Genomic DNA, 14,561 nt, shown 5'->3' on the forward strand with positions numbered 1-14,561 from the left:
ATAGATTAATTTATATCTGTCTGGCATTCAATGTTTTGACAAGAATAATTGGACTTTGATTGGATCTTAGAAATAAATTATAAAGTATTCAAATGGATATTTAAGACGGATAGAAGTTAAAATATATTTAAAAAAATTATATATATTAATTTTATATGTATATTTGAGTGATTTTATCCATCCCAGGATTAAAACAGTATTATTTTTAGACATAGCGAATGTAGTAAAAACGGATTAACTACATCGATATGCACTACACTAATAACTTAAAGCACATGTGCTTTGTGCTTGCTATTATTTTGTATTTTTTTAATACAAATAATCTTTTAAATGCACAAACTTTTACAACCATAAGTGATGGAAATTGGAGCAATGGATCTATTTGGGCGGGTGGCATAAGTCCTGGCTCTACCATTGATAATTCTGAAATTGTAAATGTTTTACACGAAGTCATTTATGAATTGCCATCAGATTTAATTATTGATGGTGTTTTAAATGTAACAGGTGATACCTTACTAACAGATCCATGTCAAGGCCACTCTGTAATCATAAATAGTACTGGACATTTTAATGTCATAAATGGTGCATTTATAATTCCATTAAAATGTGGCAATATTAGCGCCAATGGAAATCTTTTAAATCATGGAGTTTTTAGATCCACTAACAGTTACCTAGAGATCGCACAAAATTTTCAGTCTGATGGTGGTTCTAGACAATTATTTTTAGGTTGCTTAGTACTCGGAGAAAGTTATACCAATTTGCGAAGTACAGATTCATTAATTCTTACCTGTGTAAAAGTAGGTTTACATGGAACTGGAAATTTTGAAAACTTAGATCCTGCTTTAAGTAGTATATTTTTTGTTGGACATAGTAAAATATTACTTAGAGGTGCAACTGGACACTTTAATAATGCGGGAACACTTTTTGGTGATCCTGGTGCAGAGATAACACATTTGGATGCCGAAAATGGCGACATTATTAACACCGGAACTTGGCTTACACCGCCTGTTTTATCTTGGTGTTGTGGCGGTTCAACATGTCAAGGGCCACTTATGAATCCTGAAAACTGCGATATGGATAATGAACAATGCGGTTGTGAATCAGATTATTGCAGATTGTTTATTAGTTGTCCATCTTTTGATGGTGGTACTTATGCTTGTATTGATGATGTACCAATACCTGATACTTCTTTAGTTATTGTGAATGATACTTGTTTTAATGTTCGATTTGAAGTTCAAGCAGATACTATTGGCGAAGGATGCATTGGTGATACATTAATTATTACGCGATTGTATATTGCAATTGATGACGATGGTGATGCAAACACTTTGGATGAAAGAGATACTTGCATTCAGGTATTTAAAGTAGTGGATAATATTAAACCAATAGTGATTTGTCCTGCAAATTCCACTATTAATTGCAATTCAGATTCATCACCTGCAACAACAGGCACCGCAAGTGCAACAGATAATTGCACGAATGTTGTAACAAATATTTCATTTAATGACGTTCAAAGTGCAGGCTCCTGCAATGATAATTATACCATATCGCGGACCTGGTCAGCGACAGATAGTTGTGGAAATAGCAGCAATCCATGTGTACAAACAATTACTGTACAGGATACAACCAGACCGGTGATCGTATGTCCATTAAATGTTATTGTAAATTGTGAATCTGACAAATCACCTGCAACAACAGGCACCGCAAGTGCAACAGATAATTGCACGAATGTTGTAACAAATATTTCATTTAATGACGTTCAAAGTGCAGGCTCCTGCAATGATAATTATACCATATCGCGGACCTGGTCGGCAACAGATAGTTGTGGAAATAGCAGCAATCCATGTGTGCAAACAATTACTGTACAGGATACAACCAGACCGGTGATCGTATGTCCATTAAATGTTATTGTAAATTGTGAATCTGATAAATCGCCTACAACAACAGGCACCGCAAGTGCAACAGATAATTGCACGAATGTTGTAACAAATATTTCATTTAATGACGTTCAAAGTGCAGGCTCCTGCAATGATAATTATACCATATCGCGGACCTGGTCGGCAACAGATAGTTGTGGAAATAGCAGCAATCCATGTGTACAAACAATTACTGTACAGGATACAACCAGACCGGTGATCGTATGTCCATTAAATGTTATTGTAAATTGTGAATCTGATAAATCGCCTGCAACAACAGGCACCGCAAGTGCAACAGATAATTGCACGAATGTTGTAACAAATATTTTATTTAATGACGTTCAAAGTGCAGGCTCCTGCAATGATAATTATACCATATCGCGGACCTGGTCGGCAACAGATAGTTGTGGAAATAGCAGCAATCCATGTGTACAAACAATTACTGTACAGGATACAACCAGACCGGTGATCGTATGTCCATTAAATGTTATTGTAAATTGTGAATCTGATAAATCGCCTACAACAACAGGCACTGCAAGTGCTACAGATAATTGCACGAATGTTGTAACAAATATTTCATTTAATGACGTTCAAAGTGCAGGCTCCTGCAATGATACTTATACCATATCGCGGACCTGGTCGGCAACAGATAGTTGTGGAAATAGCAGCAATCCATGTGTACAAACAATTACTGTACAGGATACAACCAGACCGGTGATCGTATGTCCATTAAATGTTATTGTAAATTGTGAATCTGACAAATCGCCTGCAACAACAGGCTCCGCAAGTGCTACAGATAATTGCACGAATGTTGTAACAAATATTTCATTTAATGACGTTCAAAGTGCAGGCTCCTGCAATGATAATTATACCATATCGCGGACCTGGTCGGCAACAGATAGTTGTGGAAATAGCAGCAATCCATGTGTACAAACAATTACTGTACAGGATACAACCAGACCGGTGATCGTATGTCCATTAAATGTTATTGTAAATTGTGAATCTGACAAATCGCCTGCAACAACAGGAACTGCAAGTGCAACAGATAATTGCACGAATGTTGTAACAAATATTTCATTTAATGACGTTCAAAGTGCAGGCTCCTGCAATGATAATTATACCATATCGCGGACCTGGTCGGCAACAGATAGTTGTGGAAATAGCAGCAATCCATGTGTACAAACAATTACCGTGCAGGATACAACCAGACCGGTAATCGTATGTCCATTAAATGTTATTGTAAATTGTGAATCTGACAAATCGCCTGCAACAACAGGCACCGCAAGTGCAACAGATAATTGCACGAATGTTGTAACAAATATTTCATTTAATGATGTTCAAAGTACAGGCTCCTGCAATGATAATTATACCATATCGCGGACCTGGTCGGCAACAGATAGTTGTGGAAATAGCAGCATTCCATGTGTACAAACAATTACTGTACAGGATACAACCAGACCGGTGATCGTATGTCCATTAAATGTTATTGTAAATTGTGAATCTGACAAATCGCCTGCAACAACAGGAACTGCAAGTGCAACAGATAATTGCACGAATGTTGTAACAAATATTTCATTTAATGACGTTCAAAGTGCAGGCTCCTGCAATGATAATTATACCATATCGCGGACCTGGTCGGCAACAGATAGTTGTGGAAATAGCAGCAATCCATGTGTACAAACAATTACTGTACAGGATACAACCAGACCGATGATCGTATGTCCATTAAATGTTATTGTAAATTGTGAATCTGACAAATCACCTGCAACAACAGGCACCGCAAGTGCAACAGATAATTGCACGAATGTAGTAACATTTGTTTCTTCGAGTGATATAAGAACAGATGGAATTTGCAGCGGAAATTACACAATTTCCAGAGATTGGATTGCAATGGATAGCTGTGGAAATAGCAATAATTGCCGTCAAATAATATCGGTTCAGGATACTACTCGTCCAATTATTATTTGTAGATCAAGCATTATTTATTTAGATATAAGTGGAGAAGCTATTTTAAATGCGGACTCAATTCTTGCTTCCGTAAATGATAATTGTGGAGTATTGTCCTATAATGCGGATCAACTTCTATTTAATTGTAATGATCCAGATACATCTTTGGTTACTTTATTAGCAATTGACTCTTGTGGGAATACAGCAAGTTGTATTGCACAAGTCTTCGTTGTAGATTCGGTTTCTCCTATTATCATCTGCCCTTCGGATATCGTTTTATTCGCATCACCGGGAAATTGCAAAGTCATTTTTAATTATGCCATAACAGCTTCTGATAATTGTGGTGATTTTACAATAACACAAACTGATTTAACTGGATTTGAAAGTGGAAGTTATTTTCCAGAAGGACCGACTCAACTTAGTTATCTGGCAACAGATAGTACAGGAAATACATCTGCTTGTTCATTTAACATTTCTGTAATTCCAGATTTATCAAGCAATCCACCAATTGTATGTAAATCTTTTATTAACGTATCCGTTGATGAAAATTGTGAATTTGAGATTACACCAAGTATGATTTATGTTGGTGGAGATGCGACTTGCTATAATTTTTTTAAAATTATTCTTTGTGATAAGTACACCAGAAATCCTTTAATTAATATTATTGATAAAGATTTAATTGGTAAAAGCATTGTTGCAAAATTGGTCGACACCATAACAGGTAATTCCTGTTGGAGTGATATATTGATAGAGGATAAGTTAGCCCCATCGATAATATGCAGAGCGGATACTACAGATTGTTATACATTTCAACACGACTTTCCATTAAACTATGAAGGATCTGATTGTAGTCATTATACGGTAAAGACAATCAATGAACAGGTTGAGCATTTTGAATGTAATGATGAATATTTAAAGGCTGTGTACAGAGAAATATTGATCACGGATTATAATGGGAATACGGATCAATGTACAGATACGATCTTAGTAGAGCGAATCAAAGCAGAAGATGTTTATTTACCAGATACTGAAGTAACCTTATATTGCGAATTTCAATATTCTACAGATGAGAATGGTCACCCAAGTCCATATATAACTGGCTTACCCTATACTTATACGCACGATGGAAGTTTGATCTATATATGGCCGCTAAATCTTTTACTGGATTGTAATATATTAGTGAGTTATGAAGATTTAGATTTAGGCGAGATCAATTGTGTGCGCAAGATCATGCGGAGCTGGACGGTACGGGAATGGTGGTGTAATACAGAAATAACAAGAACACAATTACAAATAATAATAATAAAAGACACAACGGCACCGGTCATTACCCATGCACCGTATGGATTTGAAGCGACGACTGGAAGAAGAGATTGCGAAGCGAGAGTGTTATTGCCGAGTATTGAAGCGGAAGATGCATGTCATAATAAATTGAGAATTGATGTAGCCTATCCAGGTGGAATATTATTAGGTCAGAATGGCGGTTATGTAAATTTACCAGTAGGAGAAGATACCATATATTATAGAGTTTATGATGGCTGTTATAATTTGACGGAGCATTATATAATAATCCATGTACGGGATGAAACAGAACCAGTGGCAGTGTGTGATCGCAATACGGTGGTAGCCTTAAATCAAAGTGGTTATAATTGGGTACCGGCAGAAATATTTGATGATGGAAGTTTTGATGAATGTGCCTTGCATCATTTTGAAGTGCGCCGAATGGATCCAAACACATGTGGAACCCGTGGAGAAGATGATTGGGGTCCGGAAGTAGGCTTTTGTTGTGAGGATGTAGGCAAGACTGTGATGGTAGGATTTAAAGCCATAGACCATAGTGGTAATGAAGCGATCTGTATGGTGAATGTAGAAGTACAGGATAAAGAAGCACCGCAGATCAGTTGTCCACCAAATATTACAGTGGATTGCAGATTTGATATAGATTTCAATAATTTAGATGTATTTGGAAAAGTAGTAACGGAACAAGCAGATCGGGATACGATTATAATAGATCCAATCTATTGGCATCAAATAGGAGGCCATCCATTAGATGGCCTGGCCAAAGATAATTGTCCACCGACAATCGTCAATACGCCCGATTTTAGCAATATAAATCAATGTGGTCTAGGCTATATCATAAGATATTTTAATGCAGAAGATTTACAGGGCAATCAAAGTAATTATTGTAGCCAGTTTATTACGATAATTAATCACGATACGTTTGATATCAACGACATTGATTTTCCGGATGATTACGCGACGTCCGGAATCTGTAATCCAGCTGAATTATTACCGGAGCGATTAAATTATCCATATAATAAGCCGGTAGTAAATGATGATGAATGTAGTTTAATAGGTTACAGTTATCATGATCATGTATTGTCAGCGACCCTACCGGGAGATCCATGTTTTAAAATCATCCGGGTATGGAAAGTAATTGATTGGTGTCAACGCGATATCGATGGCAATGTAATCATCTGGACAGATACCCAATATATCAAAGTAACAAATCTGATAGATCCGATAATCAAACGGGTAAGTCAGGATACAGTGATCTGTAGTTATGATGTAAACTGTCGTCCGATACCGGTAATTTTTTCGATTGAAGCCAGTGATGATTGCACGGATTCGACATTGATGTTGTATACGTATAAGATAGATTTAGATAGTGATGGTACGATAGATATTGTGCGAGCAGGAATTGGAGAGAATGTAGCGCAAGGGGTATGGCCAATTGGAAAGCATATCGTAAAATGGGAAGTAGAAGATCGGTGTGGAAATACAGCGAAAGCAAGTTTCATATTGGATTTACGAAATTGCAAACCACCGACAGCGTATTGTTTAAATGGATTATCTACGAATTTAACACCGATGGATTTAGACGGAGATGGGATACCAGATACGGCAATGGATTCTGTATGGGCAAAAGATTTTGATGCAGGTTCGTATCACAATTGTGGATATTATGTGAGTTTAAGTTTTTCATCCGATACGAATGATAAATATATCGTGTACGATTGCGATAGTATTGGAAAACGGGATGTAGAATTATGGGTAACGGATGTGAATGGAAATACGTCGTATTGCCGGACATTTATAATCATCCAGGACAATAGTGGATTTTGTCCACCGACGATAAAGAATTCAGATGTAAACGGCTTGGTAAGTACAGAAAAAGCAGATCGGGTACAAAATGTAACAATTGAATTGTTGAATGGTGGGATGCAGGAAGTAAAAACGGATATAGAAGGCAAGTATGCATTTAACCAAATAGCAAACGGACAAACGATGACGGTGATGCCAAGTAAAACAGATGGCTGGTTGAATGGAGTAACGACGGCAGATATTGTAAAGATACAGCGTCATATATTAGGCTTAGAACCCTTGAGTTCGGCGTATAAGATGATAGCAGCAGATGTGAATAAGAGTAAGACGATCACCTCGAAAGATGTATCAGATTTGCGAAGATTGATATTAGGAATAACGAATGAGATATCGGGAAATACGAGTTGGAGATTTGTACATCAGTTGTATTCGTTTAATGAATTGAGTAATGCATTGAATGAAAGTTTTCCGGAGAGTTATCAGATCAATCCATTGAATGCAGATATGCAATTAGATTTTTATGCAATCAAGACAGGAGATGTAAATGAGAATGCAGTAACGAAAGGCTTCAATGCAACGCAGAGTAGAAGTAAACAAGTACTGGAATTGCAGACAGAGGAATTGAAGTTAAATAAAGAGGAGTCAGGAGAACTAGAAATGAGAGTATTAAATGGAAGTGGATATGAAGGCCTTCAATTTAGTTTACAGTGGGATGTCAAACAACTGGAAGTATTAGGAGTAGAAGTAAATGGAGAATTGAGAATACGCGACGATAATTATTCACTGCAAGGAATTGGAGAAGGCAAGCTAAGCTTTAGTTGGAATGGTGGGATGAAGGATGGAGATTGGATCATAAGAATACAAGTGAGAGCAAAAGCAGCATTGCGAGTATCGGAAGTGATGGTATTAAATTCAGTAATTACGCCAGCGTTATCGGTAGTCAAGGGAAGTGAAGAAGAAGGCAATGTAGTGTTGAGTTACCGGGGTATGCTGGAAGAAGAATTTGTAGTATTACAGAATGAACCAAATCCATGGACGCATCAGACGAGTATCGGAATGTTGTTACCACAAAGTGGAGAAGTAACCATAAGTGTATATGACATTACGGGTAAAGTATACTTAAAGGAAAGGAAAGAGATGCGTAAAGGCTATAATGAATATAGTCTGGATAAATCACAATTACCGAATTCAGGAGTGTATTATTATCAGGTAGATTATAGGGAGCATACGGTAACTAAGAAAATGATCAGTATAGATTAGGAAAAATTTATTTTTTCCAAATAAGAAAACTATCGAATTTAAAACAGTCTCTTGATTATTCATCGGAGGCTGTTTTATTTTAGCGAAGTCCTGTTATAAGAAAGACTAAAAATTATTAATTTTTTACACCTATAGTTTTAAGGTCATTCTTATTAATAATCATTAGAAGTTGAAAACCATATTTCGAATGCTTATAATTTTGCAATTATGGTTAGAGATTTTAATCTCTTGAAGTTTCAAAATCCTAGGTCACCAGTTTATGGAAAGGCTCTTGCCACATTCCAATTTTTCAAAAATTTCGGCACTAGCTAGAGTTCATTTTTAGTTCTTTTTATATATTAAAAAAATACATTATATGATCTATTGATATTTATTATTATATATATTTATAATATAATATATAATTTATATATATATTATAAAAACTTGATATACAATAAAATATACCTATAATTTATACACTTATAAATAAATTATAATATATTTGTTATATGATAGTTTAATGCAATCATACTTTTAAATTAACCATATAATTTACGATACGTCCTATGCATCGCATCTATTTTATGATTTCTTTTTTCTGTTTTAATGGAATCCTTTGTTTTACAAATTTACCCTATTGCCAAATCCAGAAAAATTGGACCCGGGAAGAATTGATTCAAAAGATTCCAACGCAGAATTTAGAAAAATTTGAATTTGTTATTACCAGTCAGTATTCAGATTCACCAATAGGAATACATCATGTTTATATTCAGCAATATTTAAAACAGATCCCATTAATTCCAGTTACTATTGGATTTCATTTTGATTCATCCGATCAATTGATTTATTCTACAGGAAATTTTGTAAGTATTCCTTCTGATCAAATAGCAAATGTCCAACATCGAATTGACCAAGCCAAGGCAATTAAGGAAGTTATAAAATCGAAATACCCTCAAGTTTCAGTGTTAGATGTCACCGTAAGTCGCAATAAAAAAATGCCATCAGATTTTGATGCGTTTCATTGTTCGTATATTAAAGATGATGAAATTAAAATTCGCCCATGTTTTTATTTAAATAGTGAAAAAATAGTGCTTCCTGGATATCATGTTTTATGGAAACGCAAATTTGAGAATGAATGGTTAGAAATTATCCAGAATGCAATCGATGGACAAATCTTAGAGGAATATAATCAAATCCTTTCTTGTGATTTTCAACATATGAAATTTTATAGAGAAAATTTATTTCAATTTTCAACAACAACTTTAAATTCACCCCCTATTGGTGCATATAGAGTCTTTCAAATGCCAATCGAAAGTCCTTTACATGGTGGCCGTGATTTGATTTATCAACCTTGGACGAAAGCACAAAATGCAAGTCCGTTTACATGGCATGGGGATGGTATCTATTTATACTATTCAACAAGAGGTAATAATGCGGATGTTTACGAAGATAGTGATGGTGATGATCTTCCTACGGGTGGTGATGCCGCTCGGGCATTTGGTGGCAGTCAGTTAAATTTTGATTTTGCATTGAATCCTAATTTGCCTCCTTTGCAGAATAAAAATGCCTCCATTACCAATTTGTTTTATTGGTGTAATTTAATGCATGATGTTTGGTATCAATATGGTTTCCATGAAATAGCTGGAAATTTTCAAATTAATAATGCAAATAAAGGGGGTGCAGGAAATGATTATGTTATCGCAGAAGGTATTGACTTCATCAATGGTGCCCGGAATAATGCAAATTTTGGTACGCCACCAGATGGCTATCCTGGGGTAATGCAACTTTATGTCTGGCAACCTCCGGTTAACGATGAACTTATTATTGAATCTCCTGCTTCTGTTAGTGGCAAATATAAGTTTATCCATACCCCAATTAGTCCGCAAATTTTTGCACCGATTAATCGGAATATCGTTTTAGTGAATGATGGTAGTACGTATCCAAGTTTTGCATGCACAAATTTGATAAACGCTGCCGAATTGAATGGAAAAATTGCAATGGTTGACAAAGGAATTTGTTCTTTTACCGGTAAAATGTCTCGTATTCAAAGTGCCGGTGCGGTGGCAGTTATTATTTGTAATTCTGATCATAATGAGCCATCCGGAATTGGGGGGTGGATGAGTGGTATTACAATTCCAGCTGTAATGATTTCTAAAAAGGATTGTCAGAAAATTAAATTGGAATTGACGAAAGGTGTTAATGCAACAATTTTACCTACCTCGTCTATAAGTTTTAAAGTGAATCAAAAATCATATATATTTTCAAGAGCTTCTTTCGGTCCTGCCATTTCGAATTCATTTGCTTCTATTGTTCAAGCCGTTGATAATGTAAATTTATATACTGATGGTTGTGAAACATTAGTCAATGGAAATCAACTTTTTGGTAAAATTGCAATGATTGATGAAGGGAATTGTGAATTGAGTTATAAAGCAATTCAAGCTCAAAATTTTGGTGCTGTTGCGGTAGTAATATGCAAACAATCCGCAGGCTATCCAGATTCAATTCCAAAAGGTACCTATGGACAAAATTTACAAATTCCTTTAATTGAATTGAGTAAAATGGATTGTCAGGAGATAAAACTATTGGGTTCTCCAAATGGACAATTTTCAAATCTTTCTCCGCAATTGACAGATGGTAATTTCGATGCAGGTATTATTTGTCATGAATATGGCCATGGTATTAGTAACCGCTTAACGGGTGGACCTGCCAATGTATCATGTTTAAATAATGCAGAGCAAATGGGTGAAGGCTGGAGTGATTATTTTGGACTTGTAATGACTATGCGTACGGGTGATCTTGCATATCAAAATCGTGGGATGGGCGTCTATAGTAGTGGACATGCAATGGATGGTGTTGGCGTGAGGCCATATCCTTATAATGTTAGTTTAAGCATGAACCCTGCAAATTATAGTCAATTATCAGATATGGTTAAAATATCTCAGCCTCATGGTATTGGTTATATTTGGTGTTCTATGCTTTGGGATATGACCTGGGCGCTCATAAGTCATTATGGTTATGAGCCAGATATTTATAATGTAAATTCTACAAAAGGCAATATAATAGCTTATAAATTGGTAATGGATGGTTTGAAATTACAAGCTTGTTCTCCTGGATTTGTGGATGGGAGGAATGCAATTTTAAAAGCAGATTCTTTATTATTTGGTGGTAAACATTCCTGTTTAATATGGAATGTTTTTGCCAGAAGAGGTTTAGGTTTTAGCGCAAATCAAGGGAGTAGTTTTCGAAGGGATGATGGGATTGCATCTAGTGATCTGCCGAATACATGTTCCTTTATGACAGAATCCGAATTATTCTCTTCTGTTTTTTTAGCAGATTATGAACTCGTACTTTTAGCACAATCCAAGGAGAAAGGCATTGAATTAAATTGGAAGATTGACCAGGCATTTCAAACTAAAAAATGGGTTCTTTCCAGACGGACGAATCGTCCGGATTCTGATATCGTGATTTTTAATTCGCAAGGATCTCAAAATGAATTAAACTCATTTTTGGATCGTGAAGTGATCGAAAATGAGGATTATTTTTATCAATTAAGAATATTCGAAGAAAATAAAATGTTAGAGAAAACAGAATGGGTTTTTGCCAAACTAAAATCTACACCTGACATTTCGAATTGTTATCCAAATCCGGTCACAGAAATCTTGTCAATAATACCAGCTGTAAAACAGAATCAAAGGGTTCAATTATATTTGTACAATTCAAAATTGCAAATGATTGAACAAGTTACAAATGATTATAAAGTGGGCACAAGCATTCAATTGAATTGCATTTCGTTAATCCCGGGTGCATATTTTATTCAAATTAAAACAGAAACTGGAATTCAATGCTTAAAATTTATTAAGTATTAATTTTCCTGTATTAATTTTCTTTACCTGGGCTTGCATATTTACTGAAGATGAAATCGTAAAATACATCCGATAGTTATAAAAGCGGATATCCTTTATTTCATATTCTATTAATTGACCATCTAAAAATACGCCTTCCAAAATTTCTGTTCCTGATAACATATGAAGAATATTGGAGACATAGTCTGTAAGATTTGCATTGATTTGATCTTCAATAGTGTTTTTTAATTTATTCTCCGCAATTCCTTTAATTAATGAAAAAATTATTTTTTCCATTTTAGGTCCTTGAATTGTTTTAAGTTTCAAATTAAGTAAATCGATTTTTTTTGAATTTTTATCATACACCGGATCAAAGTATAATTCCATTTTGCCATTGAATGCACCGCTAAGTGCCATTTGAACTTGAAGTGTTTTCGCTTCTCCACGCATACTTATTTTTCCAACAGTTACCTTAGAAATTCCACTACCAAAAGTTTGATTTTCTACATTTTCACGAACTAACTGTTCGAGATATGGAATTGGTATTCTGGATTGTATATTAAATGAAGATTTTGGATTAAAAAATGGGCGAATTGAAAAACTAGGATCATTTTTTAAATCATCAGGTCGTAATTCAGAAATTACAGATTCAAAATATAACATGACCGGAATTATAAGTTCATTGGCAGACATTGACATGGGTCCTAAAGCATATTCCAATGGACTAGCAAAAACATGAATAATTCCATCATCTGTAGAATAAAGTGGCTTTTCAAAAAATGAAAGGGTAGAGCGTTTTATTTTGTTGAGATCAATGTTACTTTGGATCGCTTGATCTATATTTTCACAAATAATGGACTTGTATTTTTTAATAATTCGATTTGCAATGAGTTCGATTGGTATATTTAATCCCATGACATTGAGGACTGGTTTTGATATCCAATTATGAGCTACTAATTCTGTTTTATTGAGTAACTTATCCTGAAATATATCCAAGCTGGTGGATAGTTGAATTTCTATTTGTCCTTTCACCTTTAGTTGACTAAACATTCCGGATGGTGTAATTTCTACTTGCAATGGAATACTTGTTAAAATTGCATTATTTAGTGTTTGCATATCCACTGGCCCAAAAATTCTGGTTTGAATTTTATAGCCTTCATCAATGGTGAATCCCTCCGCAAAGCTGGTAGTTACAATGGTATTAATAACAGCATTCAATTCTACTCTGGATACCTTCAATGTTAAATTTAAATTGGAGGAAGGCAGGAGTGGCGCAACATTCATTATTTCAGAAGATTCAGTTGGATGCATTTTCTTGGAACATTGGAAATTCATCAAAACGGTCAAAGCAACACAAAGTAAAACTCTAGTATTCATAAAAACCTGGGGAATTTAAACAATAACTGTTAGAACCGTAAAGGTATTGTTCAAATGTTTTAAATTTGTTAAATCCGCTTTGTAAATTTCATTGCATTAGCGCTTGGATGTTTTAAGACCCATGGTAACTTTTAAATTTCATTTCTGAAAAGCTAGGTCAAAAAGTATATAGGAAATAAAAAATTTCAAGCATATCTAAATTTTGTTTTAATTCATTTTTGATAGGAATCCATTGAATTTTATACTGATCAACGTTCTTTTTTAAATGCTTTTTTGAATGGAACCCAAACTTGATTCGAAAATCCTGAAGGAAATTGGTCTACATTTTCAAATCCTAATTTTATGTCTTTTCCATCTTTTGGCATATATACCGTGCCAAATAAATAATCCCAAATACTTAGACTCAACCCATAATTTACACCATAAGAACCTTTCGGTAAATGTTCTGCGTGGTGCCAGATATGCATTTGAGGTGAATTGAAAATGTATTGAAGTGGACCTAATGGAAGGTAAAAATTTGAATGGTTTAAATGCCCGATTGAAAGTGCAATAATATGTACTATAAAAAAGTCTGTTAAGCCAAATCCAATCATAGCTAATGGAATATATTCTATAGACCGATATACCAGGGTTTCCATAAAATGATATCGAAGATGTGCAGCAAATCCCATTTGTTGAACAGAATGATGCACTTTATGAAATTCCCATAAAGTAGGATTTCGATGCAACAATCGATGTACATTCCATTGGATAAAATCCCTTAGTATAAACAGGGTCAACAGTTTTAGCCAAAAAGGCCAATGACTTAGTTCTAATGCAACCAAATTGGTAATCCCAAAGAGACTCAGGAAATCATTAAATAGTTTCACGATGACATCTGAAAAGGCATTGTATACAATCAATGAAAATATGAAAAAATTGAAAAACATATAGAATGCATCTAACCAAAAATCCTGCCTGAATAATGCTTGATTCCGCCGCCATGGCATACTGAGTTCTATTAAAAATGCAACAAGTGAAAGCCCAATTAACCAATAGAAGTAGTTATGCCATGATGGATTCAATATTTCATTTGAAAGATAATTGAAATAAGACTGATAAGCATTCATTATGGTTTCTATAATCGACATAT

At 34.8% G+C, this 14,561-nt stretch carries 4 protein-coding genes; 2 read left to right on the forward strand and 2 right to left on the reverse strand.

Annotated elements, in window-relative coordinates:
- Positions 1 to 248 precede the first annotated feature (248 nt).
- Together IPO86_06910 and IPO86_06915 are read left to right on the forward strand one after the other, a co-directional pair.
- A complete protein-coding gene (locus IPO86_06910) occupies positions 249 to 8,228 on the forward strand; it encodes an HYR domain-containing protein (protein MBK9727830.1) in 7,980 nt (2,659 codons plus the stop codon).
- A gap of 548 nt (positions 8,229 to 8,776) precedes the next feature.
- Positions 8,777 to 12,076 (forward strand): M36 family metallopeptidase, encoded by a 3,300-nt coding sequence (locus tag IPO86_06915; GenBank protein MBK9727831.1) that lies wholly within the window; start codon positions 8,777 to 8,779, stop codon positions 12,074 to 12,076.
- Here the strand turns inward: IPO86_06915 and IPO86_06920 are convergent.
- Together IPO86_06920 and IPO86_06925 are read right to left on the reverse strand one after the other, a co-directional pair.
- The gene (locus IPO86_06920) at positions 12,056 to 13,429 is read right to left on the reverse strand and encodes a DUF4403 family protein (protein ID MBK9727832.1); all 1,374 of its coding nucleotides are present in this window, start codon (positions 13,427 to 13,429) and stop codon (positions 12,056 to 12,058) included. The two genes, IPO86_06915 and IPO86_06920, sit on opposite strands and share 21 nt — an antisense overlap.
- 248 nt (positions 13,430 to 13,677) lie before the next feature.
- The gene (locus tag IPO86_06925) at positions 13,678 to 14,559 is read right to left on the reverse strand and encodes a sterol desaturase family protein (GenBank protein MBK9727833.1); all 882 of its coding nucleotides are present in this window, start codon (positions 14,557 to 14,559) and stop codon (positions 13,678 to 13,680) included.
- Positions 14,560 to 14,561: the final 2 nt, after the last annotated feature.

Source organism: Saprospiraceae bacterium (assembly GCA_016717265.1).
GTDB lineage: Bacteria > Bacteroidota > Bacteroidia > Chitinophagales > Saprospiraceae > Vicinibacter.